This is a genomic window from Nicoliella sp. ESL1106, assembly GCF_058509965.1.
In genome coordinates, this window is the sequence record NZ_CP196340.1 from 1,217,741 (window position 1) to 1,241,729 (window position 23,989).

20 protein-coding genes, 1 tRNA gene and 2 pseudogenes are annotated in these 23,989 nt (G+C 42.1%); 4 read left to right on the forward strand and 19 right to left on the reverse strand.

The features are described 5' to 3' along the window. Nucleotides 1-24 precede the first annotated feature (24 nt). Nucleotides 25-1,905, reverse strand: coding sequence for an asparagine synthase (glutamine-hydrolyzing) (gene asnB / locus ACSVI6_RS05190; RefSeq protein ID WP_491716408.1), 1,881 nt, complete (start codon nucleotides 1,903-1,905; stop codon nucleotides 25-27). 249 nt (nucleotides 1,906-2,154) lie between these two features. Here asnB and ACSVI6_RS05195 point away from each other — a divergent pair. Then, nucleotides 2,155-2,239, forward strand: a tRNA-Leu gene (locus ACSVI6_RS05195). A 37-nt stretch (nucleotides 2,240-2,276) separates the two neighbouring features. On the opposite strand, the gene ACSVI6_RS05200 is transcribed toward ACSVI6_RS05195, so the two are convergent. The 17 genes and pseudogenes from ACSVI6_RS05200 to ACSVI6_RS05280 all read right to left on the reverse strand — a co-directional run bounded on the left by ACSVI6_RS05200 (nucleotide 2,277) and on the right by ACSVI6_RS05280 (nucleotide 20,056). Further along, the gene (locus ACSVI6_RS05200) at nucleotides 2,277-2,783 is read right to left on the reverse strand and encodes an NUDIX domain-containing protein (RefSeq protein WP_491720593.1); all 507 of its coding nucleotides are present in this window, start codon (nucleotides 2,781-2,783) and stop codon (nucleotides 2,277-2,279) included. A gap of 16 nt (nucleotides 2,784-2,799) precedes the next feature. Further along, nucleotides 2,800-3,867 carry a dihydropteroate synthase gene (gene folP / locus ACSVI6_RS05205; RefSeq protein WP_491719592.1) on the reverse strand — a complete coding sequence of 356 codons (1,068 nt, stop codon included), beginning with the start codon at nucleotides 3,865-3,867 and terminating at the stop codon, nucleotides 2,800-2,802. A gap of 1 nt (nucleotide 3,868) precedes the next feature. Beyond that, entirely contained in the window at nucleotides 3,869-5,203 is a 1,335-nt protein-coding gene (locus tag ACSVI6_RS05210) for a bifunctional folylpolyglutamate synthase/dihydrofolate synthase (RefSeq protein ID WP_491719593.1), read from the reverse strand. Next, nucleotides 5,204-6,249 (reverse strand): annotated as a pseudogene (folE, locus tag ACSVI6_RS05215) (GTP cyclohydrolase I FolE). Nucleotides 6,250-6,254: 5 nt separating this feature from the next. Next, nucleotides 6,255-6,611, reverse strand: a complete 357-nt coding sequence (gene folB, locus ACSVI6_RS05220) for a dihydroneopterin aldolase (protein ID WP_491719594.1) — start codon at nucleotides 6,609-6,611, stop codon at nucleotides 6,255-6,257. Between the two features lie 110 nt (nucleotides 6,612-6,721). After that, nucleotides 6,722-7,972 (reverse strand): phosphoribosylamine--glycine ligase, encoded by a 1,251-nt coding sequence (gene purD / locus ACSVI6_RS05225; protein WP_491720594.1) that lies wholly within the window; start codon nucleotides 7,970-7,972, stop codon nucleotides 6,722-6,724. 20 nt (nucleotides 7,973-7,992) lie between these two features. After that, nucleotides 7,993-9,525, reverse strand: coding sequence for a bifunctional phosphoribosylaminoimidazolecarboxamide formyltransferase/IMP cyclohydrolase (gene purH, locus ACSVI6_RS05230; RefSeq protein WP_491720595.1), 1,533 nt, complete (start codon nucleotides 9,523-9,525; stop codon nucleotides 7,993-7,995). Between the two features lies 1 nt (nucleotide 9,526). Next, nucleotides 9,527-10,123, reverse strand: coding sequence for a phosphoribosylglycinamide formyltransferase (gene purN, locus ACSVI6_RS05235; RefSeq protein WP_491716415.1), 597 nt, complete (start codon nucleotides 10,121-10,123; stop codon nucleotides 9,527-9,529). Continuing rightward, a complete protein-coding gene (gene purM, locus ACSVI6_RS05240) occupies nucleotides 10,098-11,132 on the reverse strand; it encodes a phosphoribosylformylglycinamidine cyclo-ligase (RefSeq protein WP_491719596.1) in 1,035 nt (344 codons plus the stop codon). The genes purN and purM overlap by 26 nt, the downstream gene beginning before the upstream one ends. After that, nucleotides 11,133-12,581 (reverse strand): amidophosphoribosyltransferase, encoded by a 1,449-nt coding sequence (gene purF, locus ACSVI6_RS05245; protein ID WP_491716417.1) that lies wholly within the window; start codon nucleotides 12,579-12,581, stop codon nucleotides 11,133-11,135. After that, nucleotides 12,557-14,782 carry a phosphoribosylformylglycinamidine synthase subunit PurL gene (gene purL / locus ACSVI6_RS05250; RefSeq protein ID WP_491720596.1) on the reverse strand — a complete coding sequence of 742 codons (2,226 nt, stop codon included), beginning with the start codon at nucleotides 14,780-14,782 and terminating at the stop codon, nucleotides 12,557-12,559. Before purL ends, purF begins: the two co-directional genes overlap by 25 nt. A gap of 5 nt (nucleotides 14,783-14,787) precedes the next feature. Further along, nucleotides 14,788-15,453 carry a phosphoribosylformylglycinamidine synthase subunit PurQ gene (gene purQ, locus ACSVI6_RS05255; RefSeq protein WP_491716419.1) on the reverse strand — a complete coding sequence of 222 codons (666 nt, stop codon included), beginning with the start codon at nucleotides 15,451-15,453 and terminating at the stop codon, nucleotides 14,788-14,790. Nucleotides 15,454-15,459: 6 nt separating this feature from the next. Beyond that, entirely contained in the window at nucleotides 15,460-15,708 is a 249-nt protein-coding gene (purS, locus tag ACSVI6_RS05260) for a phosphoribosylformylglycinamidine synthase subunit PurS (protein ID WP_491716420.1), read from the reverse strand. A 13-nt stretch (nucleotides 15,709-15,721) separates the two neighbouring features. Continuing rightward, nucleotides 15,722-16,429: a phosphoribosylaminoimidazolesuccinocarboxamide synthase gene (gene purC, locus ACSVI6_RS05265; RefSeq protein ID WP_491716421.1), complete on the reverse strand. Its 708-nt coding sequence runs from the start codon at nucleotides 16,427-16,429 to the stop codon at nucleotides 15,722-15,724. Between the two features lie 13 nt (nucleotides 16,430-16,442). Further along, entirely contained in the window at nucleotides 16,443-17,564 is a 1,122-nt protein-coding gene (gene purK, locus ACSVI6_RS05270) for a 5-(carboxyamino)imidazole ribonucleotide synthase (RefSeq protein ID WP_491719598.1), read from the reverse strand. Continuing rightward, on the reverse strand, nucleotides 17,548-18,033 hold the full coding sequence (gene purE / locus ACSVI6_RS05275) for a 5-(carboxyamino)imidazole ribonucleotide mutase (protein ID WP_491719599.1): 486 nt from the start codon (nucleotides 18,031-18,033) through the stop codon (nucleotides 17,548-17,550). The genes purK and purE overlap by 17 nt, the downstream gene beginning before the upstream one ends. Nucleotides 18,034-18,196: 163 nt before the next feature. Then, nucleotides 18,197-20,056, reverse strand: a complete 1,860-nt coding sequence (locus tag ACSVI6_RS05280; RefSeq protein WP_491716423.1) for a S53 family peptidase — start codon at nucleotides 20,054-20,056, stop codon at nucleotides 18,197-18,199. Between the two features lie 314 nt (nucleotides 20,057-20,370). On the opposite strand from ACSVI6_RS05280, the pseudogene mscL reads away from it, so the two are divergent. Beyond that, nucleotides 20,371-20,721: pseudogene (mscL, locus tag ACSVI6_RS05285) on the forward strand (large conductance mechanosensitive channel protein MscL); the annotation flags it as partial. A gap of 185 nt (nucleotides 20,722-20,906) precedes the next feature. Then, nucleotides 20,907-21,542: a deoxynucleoside kinase gene (locus ACSVI6_RS05290; protein WP_491720950.1), complete on the forward strand. Its 636-nt coding sequence runs from the start codon at nucleotides 20,907-20,909 to the stop codon at nucleotides 21,540-21,542. 67 nt (nucleotides 21,543-21,609) lie between these two features. Here the strand turns inward: ACSVI6_RS05290 and pepV are convergent, their stop codons facing one another. Beyond that, nucleotides 21,610-23,016: a dipeptidase PepV gene (pepV, locus tag ACSVI6_RS05295; RefSeq protein ID WP_491720597.1), complete on the reverse strand. Its 1,407-nt coding sequence runs from the start codon at nucleotides 23,014-23,016 to the stop codon at nucleotides 21,610-21,612. Between the two features lie 115 nt (nucleotides 23,017-23,131). Here pepV and ACSVI6_RS05300 point away from each other — a divergent pair, with 115 nt between their 5' ends. Beyond that, nucleotides 23,132-23,959 (forward strand): NAD(P)H-hydrate dehydratase, encoded by an 828-nt coding sequence (locus tag ACSVI6_RS05300; protein ID WP_491719601.1) that lies wholly within the window; start codon nucleotides 23,132-23,134, stop codon nucleotides 23,957-23,959. The last annotated feature ends 30 nt before the right edge of the window (nucleotides 23,960-23,989 follow it).

Sequence of the window (23,989 nt, forward strand, 5' to 3'; positions counted from 1 at the left end):
CAATTCACCCTTCCTAAAACAAAATTATTTTGTTTTATGAACTTTTTTGATCGTATCAGCAGATGTATTTTCTGGGAAAAATACTTCGTACCAAAGAATGAAAGTATAAATTGTGAAAATCTTTTGCATATTTGATTTTCCGCTTGCGTGTTCCTTTACGATTCGTTGTAATTCATCAACATTAAAGAACCGTTGCGCAACGTCAGAAGTGAACGCTTCTTCAATTTGTTCGTGGAATTTAGGCATGTTCATCCATGAAGCAATTGGGGATGGGAAACCTAATTTTTCCTTATTAGCAACCTTTTCGGGTAACGCAGCCATTGCTGCTCTACGCAATGAGACCTTAGTTTCCCCCTTATGGATTCGGGTCTTGATTGGCATCGTAGCAGCAAACGCAGCCACTTCACGATCGACCAATGGAGTCCGCACTTCCAAGGAGTTACACATGCTCATTCGATCGGCCTTGTGCAAAATATCAAATGGTAACCACGTATTGATATCGAAGTATTGCATTTGCGTCATTTCATCCTTACCACTGACTTCATCAAAGATGTGCTTAGTGAATTGTCCTGAATCCTGGTTGAGCGATGGATCCTTCAAGACTTTGGCACGGTCATCGTAGTTAAAGACGTAGTTGACCCGATAGTAACGTTCACTAAGTGGTTGGGCCCCTCTGATCAAGAAGCGCCGACCATGGAACCGTGGCATTTTTTCAGCCACTGCAGCCAAGCCCTTCCGAACTGCCTTAGGAACCCATTTTTGGTAGCGTTCAAACGGAAATGCTTCTAAGTAAGTATTGTAACCACCGAAAAATTCATCGGCTCCTTCACCAGATAGTGCGGCTTTTACATCTTGGCGCGTCCGCTTGGATAAGTAGTAAAGTTGGACGGCGGATGGGTTGGAGAGCGGTTCGTCCATGTAATACATCATGGTTGGTAAGAAATTAAAGTAATCATCCCCATTAATGTATACGGGTGTGTTCTTTTGACCAATTTCCTTCGCAAATTCTGTTGACCATGCTAATTCACTGTACTTAGAGTTTTTAAAACCAAGTGAAAATGATTGAATTGGCTTTAGCTTCGAAGCCTCATTCAATACGTAACTGGAATCAACACCACTTGATAAAAAGCTCCCCACTGGAACATCTGAGATCATGTGTTTTTCAACGGAGTCCTTAACGATCTTACTAATTTGCTTAGCGTCACCATCAATGGTTTGATTTTCATCAACGTGATCGTAATTAAATCTAAAGTAGCGGTGCAATTCAGTCTCGCCGCCAATGTGGTGAATAAAGTATTGTCCTGGCAATACCTTATAAACATTTTTGAACATGGTATCGCGAGATGGAATAAATTCAAAACTTAAGTGGATTGGCAACATATCAATATTTAACTCTTTATTGAACATTGGGTTATCCAAGAAAGCCTTAATTTCTGAACCCCACATGAAGGCATCACCATCATCGTAGTAATAAAGTGGCTTAATCCCAAAGTGATCACGAACCCCAAAGATTTCTTGCTTCTTGCTATCATAGATAACAAATGCGTACATTCCACGGAGCTTTTTAAGTAGTTCTGGACCCCATGCTTCATAACCGCGAATTAAAACTTCAGAGTCAACGTCAGTATAGAACTTGTAACCCTTTTGCTTTAATTCTTCTCTGATTTCTTCATAATTATAAATTTCACCATTAAAAGTCAAGACCTTAGTATTGTCCTCACTAAACATTGGTTGCCCACCATGTGCTAAATCAAGGAAGGATAAGCGCCGAAATCCCATCGAAATATGATCATCTTGAAAGTATTGTTCGTCATCAGGACCTCTATGTCTGATCCGATTTGCCATATTAACGATCGTATTGCTAGGGACATCCTTTTGATTTACATAACCAGTGAATCCACACATATTAATTTTCCCCTTTGTTATTATCAATTCTTATTTATTTTTAAATTAAGTTTAAATATTCTTCAAATACTAATTGTATCAAAAAATAGTTTAGCAAACTACCAACGTTGCCATTTCTTAACAAAAGTTGAAAAGCAGTTTACCATAATTCCTAGTTATTTATAATAACCATTTCTCGTAATTTAGCAACTAAATTATGATAATCAGCTTTATTTTATTTCCAAACTATAGTAAAATGAATGTTGCTTTGCCCCAATGGCGGAATTGGCAGACGCGCAGCGTTCAGGTCGCTGTTTGATTTTATCAAGTACAGGTTCGAATCCTGCTTGGGGCATTCTAATAAAAAGGAGAAGACAGTTGTCTTCTCCTTTTTATTTTCGCTGATCAAAATATTTATGAAATTCACCTGGGGCTTCACAACGATCAATCAAAAAACTAGGCAGTTCGGCTTGGGCCCGTTGTTGGGAACTAATCGCTAATTCATACCGCAAATCAACGTGAAAATGAGCCCCCTCATTTTTTAATGGATTAGCAGGAATCGAAATGATATTTAAGTCCCGCAAGCCGTTCAATGAATCATTGATTGGATGGGTCGCAAAGCCAGTCTCTTCACGATACTCACGCTGCGCAGTCATTAATGGAGTCTCACCCAGTTCGACGTGCCCCGCTGGTAATAAGATCGTGTGGAGGTAGGGATGCTTAATGAACCAAATCGATTGATCCTGCCAAGCAAACGCACTGGCGCTAAAGTGACCATGCATGTTTTTACGATCGAACATTGCGGCTGAATTTTGTTGAATGAATTGCCGCGCCGTTTGGTAAGCGGTCTCTTTGATCTGGTATCTAGAATCATGGAGCCGCTCAATTAATTGAAGCATTGCACGCGCGTCCATCCTATTGGTTGCTCCTTGGAAATTCCAGTTGCTTACGCATCTGTAACATTAGGTTGGTCTCTTCATAATCGTGCACCCGAATGATTTGGCCCCCCATGTGGACCATCATCAATTCTGCCACCAGGGTGGACCAAATGTTTTGCGAAGCATCGATGCCAAACAACTTCTTGAACATGCTCTTGCGCGAGATGGCAATTAACGTTGGGATGTTCATTTCACTCAATTCCCGAATCGTTCTGATCAAGTCGATATCTGTGGCCTGACTATCCTTAGCCAAGAACCCAACTCCTGGATCAATGACCCAGTTATCATCATGAATGCCAATTTCAGCGAACATCTTTTTCCGATTGGCAAAGAACTTCGGTAGTTGGTCTGGTCCCCATTGACTAATCCGATTATTATACATCGCAACCAATGCGGGATGGTATTCTTCAACCAATTTTAGCTTGGCGGGATTATCTTCAAATCCGTTCACATCGTTAATGATGTCAGCCCCAGCATCCAAGACAGCCTTAATTACATCGGGCTTATATGAATCGACAGAAATGATGGCCTCAGGGAAGGCTTTTTTGATCATTTTAATGTATGGAACGGTTCTTTTAATCTCCACTGCGGGAGTGATCTCTTGATAACCAGGGCGCGTTGATTGGCCCCCTAGATCAATAATCTTAGTGTTATTAGCCATAAATGATTCGACCTTGGTCAAAATCTTTTGATCGTTTAGGGTCGCATCGCCGTCAAAAAAGGAATCAGGACTAGTATTCAAAATGGCCATTACCGCAGGATCGATGGTAAGGTCCAACGCAAAGTTAGCCCCCCGCAGCATAATTTGGTGGCGCTTGTAAATGGCGGTCAGCTCAGTAACTAAATCGGGATGCAAGATTTCCTTGCTATTTAGGAGTTGGTGTAGTTGAACCTTGCTAATCACCATTGATAGTGGATCGGCCCCCCAGTTGTTAATGTGTAAGAGCTGCAACAAATTACGTAGTCGCTCATTCACATAGGCTTGTGGAATCTCAATGTTGATTAAATCATTTTGGTTTTGCATGGGTACTTCTTTAACTGGCATGTTAAGCTTCCTTTCCGTTGATCACTTCCATCACGCCCCTGACCGTATAAAAGGAGCCAACGACTAATTTTAAATCTTCTGATTTTGGATCAACTTCATCAAATGTTTTGGCCGCCTCAGCAATGGTTTCCACATTAAAGACCGAATTGGTACCAGATTTGACTTCCGGTTCATTTTGGAACAATTTGTATAGTTCTTTGGCAGGTAAGCTGCGATCTGGATTATCAGGTGTCACGGTCAAAAAAATGGCGTGTTTGATCCCCTGTAATTCATGAACACATTGTTCGACTTCCTTATCAGCTAAAAAACCGACCATAATCAATTTAACTTGTTGTGTCCCTAACTCATTAACGGTATCTACGAATGCACGGATGGCATCTCGATTATGAGCCCCGTCAACGATCCACCCATTCGAAAGGGTGCTAAAGCATCCGAGCTTTTCAGTCACTTCAATTCCTTTTGATAATTCCCCCCTATCAATTGAATCGGGGTGATCACGTTCATAGACTTCCCACCACTTAATGGCCAGCTTGATGTTTTCAGACTGTGCCCTACCGTGTAAATTAGTGGTGAGTGGCAGCACATAATCATGATAGACCAATAATAAAGCCATGAAATCAGTAGGAGAACTCATTATCACATCGAATGTTTTAATATCATTAGCAACGTTAACCGAAGCGTGGCGGGCATTGGCCACTTGGTCAATAATTTTCGCCACTACGGGAGGCTGGTTCGGATAACTGATGACCTGTTCTCCTTCACGAATCATCCGCGCCTTCGTTGTCGCAATCTGTTCGAGCGTGTCCCCCAAGAATTTAAAATGGTCCAACCCAATCAAAGTAAAAATGCTATAGTCCGAGTGGTCAATCGCATTGGTCGCATCCAACTCACCACCCATTCCACATTCCAAGATCATGAAATCGACCTTGGCCATAATGAACGACTGCACCGCAATCAAAAACCAGGTCTCAAATTCCGAAATGTCATTTTCAAAATCGATTCCCAGTTGGCTTACCTTCGTTCGAACTGCTTTTTCGGCTGATAAGAATTGATCTGAAGTGATTTGGTGGCCCTGCAAATGAATTTGTTCTAGGGGATCTAGGATGTATGGACTGGTAAATAGCCCAACTGATTTGTTAGCTGATAATAAAATATTATTGATCAGCTGAGCCGTGCTTCCCTTTCCATTAGTTCCAGCCACACGAATAACGGTTCTTTTCGGCTGATTTTCAACCATCTTATTAACAATTTTGCTGAGCAGGTCGATCCGTTCCATTCCATCGTATTTCATAGTGTGGTTAATTTGATTGAGTCCATCTTGATATTCCTTATTCAACTAGTTCAGCCTCATTTCTTCTAACAATTCACGTTTAGTGGTTGGATCCTTAAAAATGCCTCGATAATAAGTGGTTCTAGTGCTGCCGGCTTCTTTTTTGACCCCCCGCATCTCCATGCACATGTGGCGAGCATCGGCAATTACGGCGACCCCCTTTGGATGAAGAATGTCATCTAGTTGGACCCCAATTTGGTGGGTAATGTTTTCCTGAACGCTGGGCCGACTAGCCACAAAGTCGACTAAGCGCGGAATCTTGCTTAATCCGATAATTTTGCCATCCCGTGGGACGTATGCCACGGTCACCTTGCCAAAGAATGGTAATAAGTGGTGTTCGCACATCGAATAAAATGGGATGTCACGGACGATCACGGTCCCGTTATCCTCAACGTCTGAATTAAAGACCTTATAATTAGTAAACTGGTTATTGAGGGATGAAAAAACCTCCCCGTACATCTTGGCCACCCGCTTGGGGGTTTCAACTAGGCCCTCACGATCGGGATCTTCGCCGACCGCTGTTAGGATGTCCCTAACTGCTGATTCGATTTTATTTTGTTGTTCTTCATTCATAACTTGATCAAACTTCCAATCCCTTCAATTTCTTGGCCATCGATTCGATCATAGGCCGCTTGTAATTTAGTAGCATCACCGTCATAGATCTGCATCAATGGTCGTAAAACAAACTTACGATTATTCATTTCTGGGTGGGGAACCACCAGTGTCTCGCTAACGATACGTTCGTTGCTGAATAAAATAATATCAATATCCAACGTCCGAGGTCCCCAGTGAATTTTTCTGACCCGATGTAGTTTTTGTTCGATTGAATGAATCAAACTCAACAGCAGTTCGGCACTCAAACTAGTTTGAACTTGGGCCGCAATGTTATAAAAGTCATCCTGCTTCACCCCACCGACTGGCGATGTTTGATAAACATCAGAGACCTTAGTAACGGTGACGTTAGCAGCTTGATTCAATAGGTCGATGGCTTGTTGAAGCTCATTTAGCTTATCGCCTAGGTTACTCCCTAAACTTAAATATGCAGTTGTCAAAATAATTACCCTTCCAATTCAATTTCCACGTTATCCAAAACCCCGTCGATCGGCAGGGCGATTTTTCTGATCTTGACGATCAGGCGATCCAATTGCGCACCGTGGTGCTTTTGAACCTCGGCAATGATGCTTGCCCCTAAGGTTTCAATTAATTCGACTCGGCTGTTGGCCACTACGGAAGCGACCTCATCAAATACCAAACCGTAGTTCAAAGTATCCTTTACGTCATCAGATGTTACTAGTTGTTTAAAGTTGGTTTTCATTATCACATCGATTTGAATATCCTGCCCGACAACGCGTTCTTCAGGCAATACCCCAATGTGGGAATGAAATTGCATGTTGTTCAAACGAATCGTTTCCATTTTTTTCACCCACTAATTTTGTTTATATACAGTCTATCATGCCAAATCATAAAAGAAAAAACAACAAAAAAAGAAGCTAGATTTTAAAAAATCCAGCTTCTTTTGGATTATTATTTAAAAGCTTTACTACCAATATCAGTTCGGTACTCATAGTCATTAGAATTAACAAATTGGCTCAGTGCTGAATTTACTTTGGTTTGAGCTTGCTTTAAGTCTGAATCGTTAGCAATGACCATCAACACTCGGCCACCATGGCTGACAAGTTGGTTGTCAACTTCAGCGACCCCGGCATAACTAACGCTGATCTGATCATCATTAAACCGTGGCAATGGTAAGTGGTCCTTATGTTCAGCTGGATAACCGGCAGCGGCAATCACTGCTCCTAAGTAGTATTGACCAGTCTGCCACTTTGGTTTCACAGTTTTTCCTGCCATTAATTGTTCAATTACGGACCCGAAGTCATCCTCTAATTGGGGTAAAATAACCTGGGTTTCTGGATCACCCATCCGCACGTTGAATTCAATGACCTTAGTGCCGTTCTTAGTTTGAATCAAGCCGGCATAGAGAAATCCGGTAAAGGGATGCCCCTGGGCCTTCATTTCTTCTAAGACGGGCATGATGATGTCCTTCATTGCCCCGTCCACTACGGACTGGCTAAACTGCGGAACGGGACTGTAAGCCCCCATCCCACCGGTGTTAGGTCCTTGGTCGTCGTTTTTAAGCCGCTTGTGATCTTGGGCAATCCGCATTGGGACCACATTAGTACCGTTCGCCATTACGATAAAGGAAAATTCTTGCCCCGCCATGAATTCTTCGATCAATACTTCAGAATCAGGTTTGAGTTCAAAAAGGTGGTTAATCGAATCCACGGCATTCGCTTCGTCCTTAGCGATGATGACACCCTTCCCAGCGGCAAGGCCGTTCGCCTTGATCACCACCGGAAAGCTGCCCTTGCGAACGTATTCGATTGCTGCAGCTGCCGATTGAAATTCCTGGTAGGAAGCGGTAGCCACGCCACGATTTGCCATGATCTGCTTTGCATAGGCCTTGGAGCTTTCCAATTGGGCAGCAACCTTAGTCGGGCCAAAGATATTGAGACCATTTTCCCTAAAAACATCCACGATTCCCATCGATAATGGGGCTTCGGGGCCCACGATCGTCCAGTCAATGTGATTTTGCTTTGCAAATTCCACCAGGGCTTGAAAGTCCATTTCATCAATGTCAACGGTCCCCACGTTTTGAATCTGATTCATCATTGGGTTTCCTGGAGCTACGTAAACGTTGCGATCGCCATTTTCAACTAACTTCTTTGCGATTGAATATTCACGGCCACCAGAACCAACCAAAAGCCAATTTTCCATCATAATCTCTCCCAAATATATTAGTGCTTAAAGTGACGGGCGCCACTGAATACTAATGCGATACCGAGTTCATCGGCCTTTGCAATTGAATCTTTGTCCTTAATACTTCCCCCTGGTTCAACGATGGCCTTGATGCCATGCTTAGCGGCAAATTCAACACAATCATCCATTGGGAAGAATGCATCGGAAGCAAGAATGGCGTTAGCAAAGTTAGGCTTGTCAGCAGCCTTTTCGATCGCAATCTTAGTTGAATCGATTCGGTTCGGTTGCCCAGCCCCTACTCCTAGGGTTTGGCTATCAGTCGTAACAACGATGGCGTTACTCTTAACGTGTTTAACGGCGTTTTGACCAAATGCCAATGCCTTTAATTGAGCCTCGGTTGGTTGAACCTTGGAAACAACCTTGAAGTTAGCTGGCGCTTCGTGAAGAAGATCGCGGTCTTGAACTAACATCCCACCGAGCACACTCACTTCGTCCTTGCCCTTAGGATCGATTGGGCCAAATGGCAATGTCAATAGTCGAATGTTCTTCTTCTTAGCTAAAACGTCGTAGGCTTCATCAGTGAATGAAGGAGCAATGACGATTTCTAGGAAGATTGCGTGCATCTTTTCAGCAGTGGCTAGGTCGACTTCGCGGTTCAAAGCGATGATTCCACCAAAGATGGAAACAGGATCTGATTCATAAGCCAGGTTCCAAGCAGTTAATAGGTCATCAGCAGTCCCGATTCCACATGGGTTCATGTGCTTTAATGCCACTACCGCAGGCTTTTCTGGGAATTCAGCGATAATCCGCAGCGCAGCATCTGCATCACGGACGTTGTTGTATGATAATTCTTTCCCGTGGAGTTGCTTTGCGTTTGCAAGTGAGTACTTTTCAGGAATTGGTTCACTGTAGTAAGCAGCCTTTTGGTGACTGTTTTCACCATAACGCATGTCTTGAACCTTTTCGTAAGTTAAAGTGAGCTTTTCTGGGAATTCTTCCTTGGTTAAGTATTGAGCGATCAAGGCATCGTATGCTGCAGTGTGACGAAAGACCTTCGCAGCCAAGTGGCGATGGTAAGCAGCATCTAATTCATCGGCGTCGTAGCGCTTAATGAATTCAGAATAGTCGTTCACGTCGGTAATGACGATCACATCTTGGCTGTTCTTAGCAGCTGCTCTTAACATTGAAGGACCACCAATATCGATGTTTTCGATTGCATCAGCATCGGTTACGTCTGGTTTTTCAATCGTTTCTTTGAATGGGTAGAGGTTCACACATACTAAGTCGATTGGATCGATGCCTTGATCTTTAATTTGTTGCATATGTTCTTTGTTATCACGACGCGCTAAGATTCCAGCGTGAATGCGGGGGTGTAAAGTCTTAACCCGACCATCAAGCATTTCATCAAAATTCGTAATTTTTTCAACTGAGATTGCGTCAACCCCACCATCCAATAATGCTTTCAAAGTTCCGCCAGTGGAAACCACTTCGTAGTCACGTTCTTCCAGTTGTTTGGCGAAATCGACGATTCCAGTTTTATCAGAAACACTTAATAATGCTAACTTTTTCAATTTAGAGCACTCCTTTTTTTATTAGTTCAAAAATTGTGTTTGGATATAGTTGATGTTCAACATCATGGATCCTAGTTTCTAAATCTTCAATCTTATCATCTGGGTACCGATCAACACTTTGTTGGGCGATAATTTGACCCGTGTCGACCCCAGAATCAATATAGTGAATTGTCACCCCAGTTTTGGAAACGTTGGCTGCATAAGCATCCTCAATTCCGTGCAATCCTGGAAAATTAGGCAGTAATGCCGGGTGAATATTGATGATTTTCTTGGGGTAAGCATCCAATAAAGTCGGGCCAATGATGCGCATGTAGCCAGCTAAAAAGATGGCCTCGACCCCAGCGGCCCGTAAGTGGGTCAACATGATCGATTCGCGATGTTGCTTAGTAACACCCTTCTTTGCTTCCACCACCAATGCTGGGACGCCGAACTTAGCGGCCCGCGTTAAAACGTATGCATCATGGTGATCACAGATCAATAGTTTAATATCGATCGGTAAATCAGCCTTCGCAATCGCTTCAAAATTGGTCCCGTTCCCAGAGGCGAAAATGGCGACTGGAAGGGGCTTGGCATTAGTTGATTTCGACTGCTGCTGCATTGCGTTTCACCACCTTACCAATTTGATAATATGCTTGTGATTGTGCCGCTAAGTTCTTTTCAACGGCGGCCACGTTTGTTTTTGGAACCACTAATACCATTCCAATTCCCTGGTTGAAGACCTGGTCCATATCACTTGTGTCCAAGTGACCCCATTCTTGCAGTGCCTTAAAGAGCGTTGGGACTTGCCAGCTACTGCGGTCAATCTGGGCGGTCAAGTCATCTGGAATGCTGCGTGAAAGGTTATCAGCGATCCCCCCACCCGTAATGTGGGCGATCGAGTGAATCAAATCGGCTTGAATCGATGGGTTGACCGCATGGTAGTAGAGCTTAGTGGGTTCTAATAACGCGTTAATCAACGGCTGATCGAACCCAGGATAGGTCTTATCAACGTCTAGCTTTGCGTCTTTGATGATCTTACGGACCAACGAGAAACCATTTGAATGCACCCCGCTAGAAGCCAGGCCAATCAAGACATCGCCTTCCCTAACGTTATCGGCACTCAACAATTCATCCTTATCACCAATCCCAACGGCAAATCCACTTAAATCGTAGTCGCCATTGGTATAGATGCCGGGCATTTCAGCCATCTCACCACCAATTAGTGATAAGCCAGCTTGCTTACACCCATCCGCGATTCCAGAAACAATCTCCTTCATTTGAGCAGGGTCTAGTTTGCCGACCCCGACATAATCCAAGAAGAAGAGTGGTTCTGCACCCTGGGCCAAAATGTCATTTGCACACATTGCAACTAAATCGATTCCGATCGTGTTGTGGAGGTGGGCTTGAATTGCTAACAACAACTTCGTCCCCACCCCGTCAGTTCCAGAGATCAAAACTGGGTTTTTGAACTTCGTAAAGCTGTCCTTCAAACTATATTCGGCACCAAACCCACCGATGCCACCAATCACATTTGCATCCTGGGTGGCTTTTACGATCGATTTGATCTGGTTAACCGCTTGGGCGCCACTTTCAATGTCAACGCCCGCTTCTTTATATTGGTCGGCCATCTAATTCATCCCTTCATATAGGTGTAAACGCTTTGCTTCCTTTGCATACATTTCTTCATAATCATAAAGTGGGGTGGGGTACTTACCATCAAAGTAGGCCGTACATAACCCGTGGTACTTGTTATTAGACTTTAAGCCGATCGAATCGATCAACCCTTCTACACTAAGGTAGCCGAGTGAGTCGGCACCGATTTGGTCACGAATGCCATCAACACTGTAGTTAGCCCCGATCAATTCACTTGGCTTTTGAATGTCGATTCCGTAAAAACATGGGAACTTCAAGTCAGGAGACGCAATCCGCACGTGAATCGACTTTGCACCCGCATCCCGCAATAATTGTACGATGTAGCGACTAGTGGTTCCACGCACGATCGAATCATCGACTAAGACGATGTCCTTGCCTTCAATAACGGGCTTGACCACGGATAGTTTCATTGAAACCCCGCGTTCACGCTTCTTTTGGGTTGGTTCGATGAAGGTTCTAGCAACGTATTGGTTCTTGATCATTCCCATATCGTATGGGATTCCACTTTCGTTGGCATACCCAATCGCAGCGGAAAGTGATGAATTGGGCACCCCGATTACGACGTCAGCCTTAACGGGATGTTCGCGGGCAACTTGGGCTCCCATGCGCTTTCTAGCTTCGTGGACGCTGACCCCGTGAATTACGGAGTCTGGACGGGCAAAGTAAACGTATTCCATCGAACACACTGTTAATTCGGTGTCAGTTGTATAATGGTCGATCTTAATCCCGTCGTTGTCGACCTTGATCAATTCCCCTGGTTCGAGGTCACGGATAAATTCGGCCTTGACTTGGTCTAGGGCACAGGTTTCACTACAGATCACGACACTACCGTCGGCGCGCTTCCCCATTACCAATGGCCGTAAGCCGTTAGGGTCACTAATCGCATACATTGCATCGGTTGACATCAAGACGTATGCAAAACCACCGTGCATTCGGTTCGCAGCATCCTTGATTTTGTCAGTGAAGTCATCCATTTCAGAAACTTCGATCAAGTCCCCGAAGAGTTCACTATCGGAGTCGGATTGGAATTGAACGCCCTTGGCCTTTAATTCCTTCTTTAACGTATCCGCATTCGTCAAGTTCCCGTTATGCGAAATGGCGAAGTGATTCTTGGTGTTTTCAAATAAGAATGGTTGGATGTTGTTAATGCTGTGACTTCCAGCAGTGGCATAGCGAATATGACCAATTGCTGAATTTCCATTCAAGATTTCCAACGTTTGTGGGTCTTCAAATACTTGGGCCAATAAACCTAAACCGCGGTATCTATGAAGTTGGTTATGGTCATTAGAGGCAATTCCAGCCCCTTCTTGCCCCCGGTGTTGTAATGCATGTAACCCGTCGTACGTTAAGCGGGTTGCATCAGGAGTCCCCCAGATTCCAAAGACACCACATTCATCATTTAAGCTTTTGACTTCATTAGCCATGAGAGTCCCTCTTTCCAAATTTGATTCATTTCATTTACATCTAATTTTAAATTATCGTTGCTTAATGCTAGGTTCAATTCATGATCATCAGTGGTCGTTCCTAATAATGTCGCGTGATCACCAACTAGTTGTTCAAATGCTGCTTGGTCGGCTTTGGCAACGGTGATCACAAAGCGGGATTGGGTTTCCGCAAATAGTTGTTCACGGGTCAAGTCAGCCTTCCCGTTAAAGCCGAGACCGTTTGCAAATAGGGTTTCTAAGAGGGTTACGATCAGTCCCCCTTCGCTAACGTCATGGACACTGTCAACGAGCTTGTTGACAATTGCTTCATGAACGAGCTTTTGGTTTTCAGCCTCAGTTGCTAAGTCAAAGTGGTCGATCTTACCACTGATCTTACCAGCTAATAACTTTTGAATTTCTGAACCACTGTAGTCATCAAAGGTTTTGCCGACTACGTAGACGAGTTCATCAGCAGCCTTAGCATCCGACTTAGTAATATTGTCGTTTGATTCGATCAACCCGACCATCCCAATCAATGGGGTTGGGTAAATCGCTTGATTATCAGTTTCATTATAAAGTGAAACGTTCCCGCCAATTACGGGTGCATCGAATTGTTCACAGGCCTTTGCGATTCCTTCAGCAGACTTGCTCATTTCGAAGTAGCTTTCAGGATCATCGGGGTTACCAAAGTTCAAACAATCGGTAATCCCAATTGGCAGCGCGCCACTCGCCACGATATTTCTAGCGGCTTCGGCAACGGCGATCTGACCCCCTTGGAATGGATCCAAGTAGATGTAACGGGCGTTACAGTCAGTTGTCATCGCAAGCGCCTTCTTAGTGCCACGGATCCGAACCACTGCGGAATCACTTCCGGGTGCTAAGACGGTGTTGGCTTGAACCCGACTATCGTATTGGCGATAAACAGACTGCTTCGAAGCAATCGTTGCTTGGCCTAAAATTTGCTTGACCATTGCCCCTAAATCATCAAATTCAGGTGTAAATTCAGCAGCGGGGGCTTTGAGCCGAGCTGGTTCAACTAGTGGGTGGGTGTATTCTGGAACGTCATCGACTAAGGTCTTGGTTGGAATATCACAAACCAATTGACCGTGTTGAGAAAGTCGGTATTGGCCATCATCATTAACGTTCCCAATTACGACTGCATCTAAACCGTACTTTTCAAAAACATCTAAAACGACTTGTTCATGGCCCTTCTTAACACAGAGGAGCATTCTTTCTTGTGATTCGGAAAGCATGATTTCATAAGGCGTCATCCCCTGTTCGCGTTGGGGAACGAGGTCCAAGTTCAAATCAACTCCACTGTCAGCCTTAGCGGCCATTTCAGCAGAAGATGAGACCAACCCAGCGGCTCCCATATCTTGAATCCCGACTAGGATATCACTGTGGTTGTGCGTAATTTTGAGACAGGCATCGACCAAGAGCTTTTCCATGAATGGATCCCCGACTTGAACGGCAGAACGGTCGGATTCTTCTTCCTTACTGAATTGACTAGAAGCAAAGGTCGCACCATTGATTCCATCGCGCCCAGTCTTTGCACCAACATAGATAATCGAGTTCCCAGTTCCATGGGCCCGACCAGCTTCAATATCAGCTTGATCCATGATTCCGACACACATAACGTTAACAAGTGGGTTACCATCGTAGCACTGGTCAAAACTAATTTCACCACCGACGGTTGGAATCCCGATACAGTTACCGTAACCGGCAATTCCAGCTACGACCTTATCTAATAAAAAGCGGTTCTTAGGGTTAGACAATTCACCAAAGCGGAGGCTATCAAGTGAAGCAATTGGCTTGGCACCCATTGAGAAGATGTCACGGATAATGCCCCCCACTCCGGTCGCAGCCCCTTCGTATGGTTCCACGAAACTTGGGTGATTATGACTTTCGGCCTTGAAGACAACGGCTTGGCCATCGTTAATGTCTAACACCCCAGCCCCTTCACCAGGCCCTTGAATCACGCGGGAGCCCTTGGTCCAAAACTTACGTAGAATGGGCTTGGAGTTCTTATAAGAACAATGTTCACTCCACATTCCAGAATACAAACCAGTTTCAGTAAAATTTGGGAGGCGTTTTAAAAGTTTTTTGGAAATTAAATCATATTCACCATCAGTTAATCCCCAGTCACGATAAATTTTTTGATCTCTAATTTCTTCGGGGGAAAGTTCAACTTGTTTTTGCACTGCTATTAGCTCCTCACTTGATTTAAGATTGATTGGAATAAAGTTAGGCCGTCGGTCCCACCTAAGATGGCTTCAACCGCTCTTTCAGGATGGGGCATCATTCCCAAGACGTTCCCTGCTTTGTTGGTAATTCCAGCAATGTTTTCGTAACTGCCGTTCGGATTATCTTCGTAAGTAAAGACAATTTGATGGTTATCCTTTAATTCTTGTAACGTTGCATCATCACAGTAGTAATTTCCTTCCCCATGGGCGATGGGAATGTTAATGACTTGATTTGGTTGATAGCCGTTCGTGAACATCGTATTAGGGTTGACCACCTTCAAAGGGGCCCAATCAGAAATAAATTCCATGCTAACGTTATTTTGCAGTGACCCTGGTAATAACCCAGCTTCAACTAAGATTTGAAATCCATTGCAGACCCCAAGGACTGGCTTACCAGCATCTGCCAACTTCTTGACTGCTGGCATAACGGGTGCAAAACGAGCAATCGCACCACTTCTTAAGTAGTCACCATAAGAAAAGCCACCAGGAATCATTACGCCATCGTATTGATCCAAATTAGTTTCATCTGATCTGACCATGTCAACATCTTCACCAAGCGCATCTTTAATTGCGTAATACATATCCCAATCACAGTTAGAACCGGGAAAACTAATTACAGCGAATTTCATTGGTCTCTATCCTTCCTCTACTTCATAACGGTAGGTTTCCATGTTTTGGTTCACTAACAAATCTTTACAAATTGATTCGATCGTTTTAACCGCAGCATCCTTACTATCAGCCTTGATCTTTACTTCAAAGAACTTTCCTTGTGAAATGGATTCGATTGAAGTGTAATCCAAACGGTGTAAAGCATTCTTCACAGCTTCACCTTGTGGATCTAGAATTGATGGTTTGTGCGTAACGTAGATTTTAGCTAAATACATTTTAAGAATCCCCCTATTGTAGCGCTGCTTGTAATTTTGATAGAATTTCGCGATAACCAGTCATCATGTCACCAGTTTGCTTTCTGAACACATCCTTATCTAGGGATTGCTTTGTGTCAGCATCTAAAAGACGACATGAATCGGGTGAAATTTCATCAGCAAGGATAATTTGGCCGTCATCAGTGATCCCAAATTCAACTTTAAAGTCAACTAGGATGATGTTCATTGATTCAAATAGTTGCTTCATTAACTGGTTAACCTTTAAGGCGGTCTCACGCATCGTTACCAATTGGTCTTCACTCGCAATATCAAGTGCTTCGGCATCAGAATCGTTAACCAATGGATCGTGGAGTTCGTCGCTCTTAAAGAAGTATTCTACGACTGGCTTCTTTAGGGCTTGTAAATACTTAGTTCCAAACCGTTTTTGGAAATGCCCTGAAGCAAGGTTTCTAATTACCACTTCTAGTGGAATCATGTGAACGCTCTTGTTCAATTGATCAGTGGCGTCCAATTGTTTCACGAAGTGGGTCGCAACGCCCTTGGAATTCAAGTAGCCAAAAATCAAACTCGAAATTTGGTTATTGACTGCTCCCTTATCTTCGATCAATTCATTTCTTTCCCCATCACCTGCAGTGGTGTGGTTAGTGTAGTGAACGCGTAATACTTTCGGATCGTCTGTAGTGTATAATTCTTTGGTTTTTCCTGAAGCAACTAATGCCATTTGAATGCACTCCTTATTTAAATTGGTTAACTTGTGCTAATAAATCGTCGAATGAATCCCCGATTACGGTGATGTGGCCCATCTTGCGACCTGGTCTAATTTCAGCCTTCCCATAATCATGGAAGTGCCATGCGGGGTTCTTTGGTAAATCTTCGCGCGCTTTTGTAAGGTTATCACCTAATAAATTGACCATCACTGCTTTGTGGTCTTGGGTAATTGTGGGAATTTCGAGTCCACAAATACTTCTGATGTGGGCCTCAAATTGTGAAACATTGCAGGCCTCAATCGAATAATGGCCTGAATTATGGGGCCGTGGTGCCAATTCGTTGACCAATAGTCGTCCATCAGCCATTAAGAAAAATTCAATCCCTAATACCCCAACGAGTGCTAAGCCATCGGCAATTTTAGTTGCAATTTGACTGGCTTGTTCGTGCACTTCTGAATCGACGCGCGCTGGAACGATACTGGTATGAAGGATGTGGTGTTTGTGGATATTTTCACTCAATGGGAATGGAATGATCTTGCCACTAGCATCCCTTGTGACCATGATTGAAACTTCCTTTACAAATGGTTGTTTCTTTTCAAAGATCCATTCACGATCGTTCAACTGGCTAAGCGCTTTTTCAACATCTGATTGATCATTGATGTCGATTTGGTCATGGCCATCATAACCACCCTCACAGGTCTTGAGAATGCCTGGAAAACCAATCGTTGCAACCGCTTGTTTTAGATCATCAGCCGTGTTGACAGCGGCAAATTCAGTCACTGGAACGCCATTATCCTTTAAGAAATTCTTTTCATGCAGCCGATGACTAGTAATCGTTAGTTCATCGATTGCTTGGGGGACATCAGTTAAGTTCGTCACTTTTGAAAGGGCTTTTTGATCAACGTTTTCAAATTCATAGGTTAAAACGTCTGATTTTTGAGCCAATTCTTCGAGTGCGGCTTGATCATCATAATCAGCCACGACTTGAAAGTCAGAAACTTGGGCTGCAGGTGCCCCTGGGGTTGGATCTAAGATGCCCACTTTATATCCCATTGACTTAGCGGCTAGTGCCATCATTTGGCCTAATTGGCCACCCCCTAAGATTCCAATGGTGGCTGGTGGCAAAATAGTCTTAATTGAGTTGGTCATTACTCTTGATAGCCTCCTCGGTTTGTTCATTTCTGAACTGAACTAGTTTTTGATTTACATCTTGATTGTGTAATGCAATGATCTGAGCAGCTAAAATTGCTGCGTTCTTAGCACCAGCATTACCAATCGCAACGGTCGCAACTGGAACTCCAGATGGCATTTGAACCATTGATAACAATGAATCCATCCCGTTCAAAGCCTTGGTCTGAACAGGGATTCCAATCACTGGAAGCGTAGTATTAGCAGCCATCATCCCAGGGAGATGGGCAGCACCGCCAGCAGCAGCAATAATCAACTGATAATGTTCGTCTTTTGCTTTAGAGCCAAATTCCTGTAATTGTTCTGGCATCCGATGAGCAGAAATGACGTGCTTATCATAACTAACTCCTAATCTATCAAGCATTTCAGCAGTTTGCTTTACTACTGGCCAATCTGAGATTGATCCCATTACGAGTGCAACTTCCATCAAAAAGTCTCCTTTATTAATTTGGTACTTTAATGATACCAATTGAATGGAAATCCGTCAACAAAAACACGAACAATTAGAAATAAAGATCATCTTAAAGTTCGGTTTACTGTAAAAAGGCTGTAAAAATATTGTAAAAAAATAACGCCCACCATGGGCGTTATTTTTATTTTTGATTGCTAAAGGCAGTATTTAATTTACCAAAGTCAACCGTTCCTAATCCAGTTGCTTGGTTATATAATTTACCAGGTTGTCCCGTATAGTAAAGATTATTATTATTAGTCGCGCTATCTAACGGGGTAAATGGTGAGTTAGAAGCCGCTGCAAACCGATAAATTTGCGGATTCCAAAAGCCCATTCTTTTCCCCTGCGCACTGTTGATAACAGCAGCCATCCCTGCAATTTGGGGACTGACCACGCTAGTGCCACCTGTAACGAACCATTTTCCATTATGATAAGAAGAATAGCCTGTATTTGGATCAGCATTGGCAGAAATATCAGGAAGGTTCCGTCCTTCACGAGTTCCAATGATCGTTTGGGGATTATTTAAGCGGTTCAAATAGCCCTTACTATATTCCCAAATTTGACTCGCCCGAAATGTTCCAACCCCACTAAAGCCAGATTGGTAATCAGGGACAGAATTGAGGGTACTAAAGCCCCCACCACCACCTGAAAAGTAACTTGTTATCCACTTGGCAGGGTTCTTAGTAGGTGTTAGCGTTGGTTGATTATCAAATTTAGGATATAGAAAGTCATTACTCCATGCCCGTTCTTGAGCAACAGTATATTTCTTTCCATTAATAGTGTAGTTTCTTGGTAACGTTGTTCCACCAACTGCAGTTACATATGGTGAGTTAGCTGGTGTATCAACCGTTAACTTCGGGTACCGATTCTCACCCATCCCATCATAAGCACCGTTATCACCAGAAGAAGCAAATACGCTAATCCCTTGAACCGCAGCTTGTTGGAATAATAAATTCATAATTTGATTATAGTTAGCTGGTAGTAGCCCACTTTTAATCTGACTTTTAACCTGGTTTTCACTTTGTCCCCAACTAACCGATAGGGTGCTGACCACATTTTTGGAAATCGCAGTTGCAAATGAATTGATCATTCCAGTTGCGGATGGATTGCTTACGTAAACATTAATATTGGCTTTAGGAGCAACTGCACCAGCTTGCTCAACATCCATTGCAGTTTCATCCTCACCATTATAGGAACTCTTCCCAATTTGATAGGTTTTGATTCGGTTCGCCTTGGCAGGAATTCCTTCTGAGTCCCAAAACTTATTTGCATCGCTAGCATGGAACTTCGCAAATGAAATAATTCCGATGGTTTGCCCTGCGCCAACGTGGTTATTCTTATAAAGTGCTCCTGCATTATAGGTATCCATAAATTTTTGAGGCGCTCCCTGATAAGTATTAATTTTGCTTTGTTGACTAGATAGTTTTGCAGTGATTGTTTTTTCAGGATTAGTATAAGTATTATTATTCAATCCAAATATGCCTAACGTCTTGTTGTTAATATTGTTAGGTAACTTATACTTATGATTAGTTTTTTGATAACTATCCCCAGTTACCTTAATATTATTTAGCTTAACTTTGAATGCCTTTTCAACATTCTTAGTTTTACCGGTAATCTTAACGTTTAAGTTCCCAGAATACACGGTCGTCTTAAGATGATACTTTTTAAAATACTTAGTAATAACGTTAATCGTCCCACTAGACTGACCATATGTTTTAGCAAACTGTTTGGGGGTTAAGTACTTACGGTAATTATCGTTACCCGGCGTAACAGTGCGATCGATATAATTACTCAGTTGATTTTCAGAGCGTGGTTTTAAAATTAAGTTAATCGTTTGGCTTTGATTACCATTAACGGCTGTTACCACTTTTTTAGTTGTAACTTTTTTAGCGTAAACACTAGTTTCTAAAACTGAAAAAGTCGTTACACTAAAAGTAGCGATTACTCCGAATCGCATGAACGACTTTAAAATTTGTGAATATTTATCTTTAATTTTAATCATTCCTCATCTTCAGATTTATGTTGCTGTTTTATTTTTTGTTTAGTTTTGATAATAATTACTGAAGTTAAAGTAATCTGTAACAAAATACAAACAATTACCCACGTTGTAATGATTTGAAATTCGCTAATGTTTAAATTCATCGTGATTACAAAAGTAGTAATTACCACTATCAATATGAAAACAATTAGCCAAATATAATCCTTTTTATTCAATAAACCACCATTTCTACATTTTATTATAAGATTTACAAATTATCTGTTAGAATATAAATATATTATATAATATCTAGCTATGCTAAACAAAGGAGAGTCATTATGCTTAAAGATTTTAAAGCTTTTATTGCTAGAGGAAATGTAATTGATTTAGCCGTCGGGGTCATTATTGGATCTGCATTCACTGCTATCGTTAAGTCCCTTACTTCTGACTTGATCAATCCATTAATTGGAATTTTCTTAGGAAAAATTGATCTATCCGGAATCGTGTTCACAGTGGGCAAAGCCCACTTTAAGCTAGGTTCTTTTATTAACTCCATCATTAACTTCTTAATTATCGCATTTGTAGTTTTCATAATTGTTAAAGTCGTTAATAAACTTGTTAAACGCGATACTAGTACTAAGATCAGTACTACCGATCAATTATTAACTGATATTAAGGGGTTAATTCAAACGAATGGTCAAAACCCAAATGGAGATTCTAATGCTGACTCTGCTAGTAATGCTTCAAGCAGTGCTGCTGATTCATCATCAGCAACTAGTCAAAACTCTAGCAAATAGCCCATTAAAAATGGCATTTAACTAATTAAATTGGTTAAGTGCCTTCTATTTTATGTTGTTAAGTAAAGGAAGGTTAAATTTTGATAATTACTTCTGGAATGATCGGCGTTGGTAAAACGACCCTGACCGGTAAACTTGCTAAGCACTTCAATAGCCGCCCTTATTATGAACCTGTAGGTGACAACCCCGTATTACCATTATACTATCGTGATCCAAAGCGATATGGTTTTCTACTACAAATTTTCTTTTTGAACAAACGTTTTAAGATGATCAAAAGGGCATTAAAACAAAATCACAATGTTTTAGACCGTTCAATGTATGAAGACGCCCTGTTTACAAAACAGAATAATATCGATGGTAATATCTCAGATACCGAACTTGCGGTCTACAATGAACTATTAATGAACATGCGCAGTGATCTTTCTTCGATTCCCAATTCTCATCAAGACCTCATGGTATATGCTTATGCTGATTTTGATACGATTCTTAATCGAATCAAAAAAAGAGGGCGTGAATATGAACAATTTGATACAAATCCGGAATTAAAGAACTATTATTATCGATTATGGAAAGCATACCAAAATTGGTTTGCTGAATATGATGAAAGTCCTAAGATTAAAATCGACCTTCAAAAATATGATTTATCCAATCCAAGTAATCTGCCCATTGTATTAAAACAAATTGATGCTGCCGTGCTAAAATTTAATGTTTAAAAATTAAAATCCGTCTAAAGTTGAATTCACCCTGAATTTAACCTTAGACGGATTTTTGATTTAGTTATTATTCATTCAATTTAGCTAAAGCTTTACCATAAATCGCCATTGCTAACATTAAATCATCAATTGGCTGAAATTCATTAGCTTGGTGCATCGTATTCTTAGTCCATGGGAAAAGGGCTCCGAAAGCGACCCCTCTTTCCATTAGCCGTGCAAATGATCCTCCACCAACAACGTGTGGCTTTGCTTCATCATCGCCACTTAGGTCTTTGTATACAGAGACCAATGTTTTAACGATTGGATCATCGGCTGATACATAGTGGGGACCCATATCATCTTCTTGGGTCACTTTGCCACCCTTAGCACCTGCATTTAACCCCTTCATAATATCAGCGGGTCCCATGCCCTTTGGATATCTGAAATTAGTGTTGACCATTCCACCATCCTTAATATCGAAACGCATGATTCCAATGTTCATTGTTAGATCACCCATTACATCGTCAGTTAAGTTAATCCCTAAATGGTGACCTCTGGAATCGTTGTGCAGTTTATTAACAATAAATGAAATAAAGTTATTTGCATCACCCGCAAATTGGTATTGACTGAGGAACAGTGCTAAATAAGTCCCCGCATTTACACCATCGTCTGGTTCCATTCCGTGAGCAGATTTACCAATCACGTGCAATTGCAAGCCCCCATCGGTAACTTGAGAATCACCGCTAACTGGGTATGAATCCAAGAATTTAGTAAAATCATCTGAAACCTTTTCATTATTATCAGATTCCAATACTGCAAACGCATCTCTTGGGACCATATTATCACGTAATCCGGATTTAAAACTACGGAGGGTAAATTCGGTATCTTCTTCACCATTATTATTACCACTAAATGTGGTTACAAAAGTAGTGTTTCCCTTCTCACCATTAATGACTGGAAATTCAGCATCAGGAGAAAAGCCAAAGTCAGGTGCTGGTTCTAATGATAAATAGTGTTTGATTCCAGTCCAGTTACTTTCTTCATCAGTCCCAATTAAGAAGCGGATCTTAAATTTAGGTTTAATCCCAGCATCTTTTAACATCTTTAATCCGTAATAAGCTGCTAGTCCTGGGCCCTTGTCATCAGAAGTTCCCCGCCCGTAAAGAACGTTATCCTTAGTCGTTAATTCAAATGGATCGGTGTTCCAACCTTCACCAGCTGGCATTACATCGGCATGCACAATGATTCCTAGGGTCTGATCACCATCACCGTATTCAATATAACCAGCTAAGTTATCATAGTTTTTGGTTTTAAAACCATCCCGTTGCCCAATTTCTAAGTACTTAGCCAATGCAGCTGCAGGACCTGGTCCAAGTGGAAATTCATCAGTTGCATGTTCATCATCACGTTCACTATCAATTGATACGAGTTCCTTTAAATCTTGTAAATAATCTTCTTGATAAGCCTTTGCTTTTTGTTTCCAATCAACAGTCATAAAGATTAACCTCCTAAATTTATGTAGCTATTTCAATTTTAGCATAACTTAAAATAGTTGACATGTTTAAAGCAGCTAAAATAGAATGGTATAATAAATTCAAGAGGTGGAAACAATGAAATACATTAATAAATCGATCGTCGAACAAACGATTAGAGTTAGACCTGATAATAGTTTTAAGGGTACGTACGGCCATATCACGCTAGTTGGTGGCAACGCTAATTTCGGTGGTGCGATTATTATGGCCACAATGGCCGCCGTCTATTCAGGAGCGGGATTAGTCACGACTTTGACCGATCCTGTCAATCGCACCAGCATTCACTCCCAACTACCAGAAGCAATGGTGGCCGATTATCATGACTCGGCTACTTTAAAGACCTCAATAAGTGGTGCAGATGTAATCGTAATTGGGTGCGGACTTGGTACTGATGATGAAGCGTTAGCGGTTTTAAAGGCGGTTTTTGAAACCGTTAAGCCGAACCAATTTTTAGTGATTGACGGATCTGCGATCACAATGGTAGCTAACCAGCACTTATCCTTGCCAGATGCCCACCTAATCTTTACTCCCCATCAAGTTGAATGGCAACGATTATCTGGAATCAAACTTGCTGATCAGTCAGATACTAATAAGAACCGCTCCGTTCGCGATCAACTAAATGCCATTGTTGTTTTAAAGTCGCATCGAACCCAAGTCTATACTAAAGACGCGGTTTATGAAAATACAGTTGGTACTCCTGCTCAAGCCACTGGTGGAATGGGTGATACGCTTGCTGGCATGGTCGGTGGCTTTGTTGCTCAATTCGCTAATAAGGAAAATGCCGTCGTTGCTGCAGTTTATACCCATAGTGCCATTGCAGATCAACTAGCTAAAAGCCAATACGTTGTTTTACCACATCAAATTATTCATCACATTCCCCAATTTATGAAGACGTACGAAGCATAATAAAAATCCTCCTAAGCCATTAGCTTAGGG

Bases quoted from the DNA above. Each gene is read 5' to 3' on its own strand.
- asnB (WP_491716408.1), bottom strand. From the start codon at position 1,905: ATGTGTGGATTCACTGGTTATGTAAATCAAAAGGATGTCCCTAGCAAT.
- ACSVI6_RS05200 (WP_491720593.1), bottom strand. From the start codon at position 2,783: ATGCTTCAATTAATTGAGCGGCTCCATGATTCTAGATACCAGATCAAA.
- folP (WP_491719592.1), bottom strand. From the start codon at position 3,867: ATGCCAGTTAAAGAAGTACCCATGCAAAACCAAAATGATTTAATCAAC.
- folB (WP_491719594.1), bottom strand. From the start codon at position 6,611: ATGGAAACGATTCGTTTGAACAACATGCAATTTCATTCCCACATTGGG.
- purD (WP_491720594.1), bottom strand. From the start codon at position 7,972: ATGGAAAATTGGCTTTTGGTTGGTTCTGGTGGCCGTGAATATTCAATC.
- purN (WP_491716415.1), bottom strand. From the start codon at position 10,123: ATGCAGCAGCAGTCGAAATCAACTAATGCCAAGCCCCTTCCAGTCGCC.
- purM (WP_491719596.1), bottom strand. From the start codon at position 11,132: ATGGCCGACCAATATAAAGAAGCGGGCGTTGACATTGAAAGTGGCGCC.
- purF (WP_491716417.1), bottom strand. From the start codon at position 12,581: ATGGCTAATGAAGTCAAAAGCTTAAATGATGAATGTGGTGTCTTTGGA.
- purQ (WP_491716419.1), bottom strand. From the start codon at position 15,453: ATGAAATTCGCTGTAATTAGTTTTCCCGGTTCTAACTGTGATTGGGAT.
- purS (WP_491716420.1), bottom strand. From the start codon at position 15,708: ATGTATTTAGCTAAAATCTACGTTACGCACAAACCATCAATTCTAGAT.
- purC (WP_491716421.1), bottom strand. From the start codon at position 16,429: ATGGCATTAGTTGCTTCAGGAAAAACCAAAGAATTATACACTACAGAC.
- purK (WP_491719598.1), bottom strand. From the start codon at position 17,564: ATGACCAACTCAATTAAGACTATTTTGCCACCAGCCACCATTGGAATC.
- ACSVI6_RS05280 (WP_491716423.1), bottom strand. From the start codon at position 20,056: ATGATTAAAATTAAAGATAAATATTCACAAATTTTAAAGTCGTTCATG.
- pepV (WP_491720597.1), bottom strand. From the start codon at position 23,016: ATGACTGTTGATTGGAAACAAAAAGCAAAGGCTTATCAAGAAGATTAT.
- ACSVI6_RS05300 (WP_491719601.1), top strand. From the start codon at position 23,132: ATGAAATACATTAATAAATCGATCGTCGAACAAACGATTAGAGTTAGA.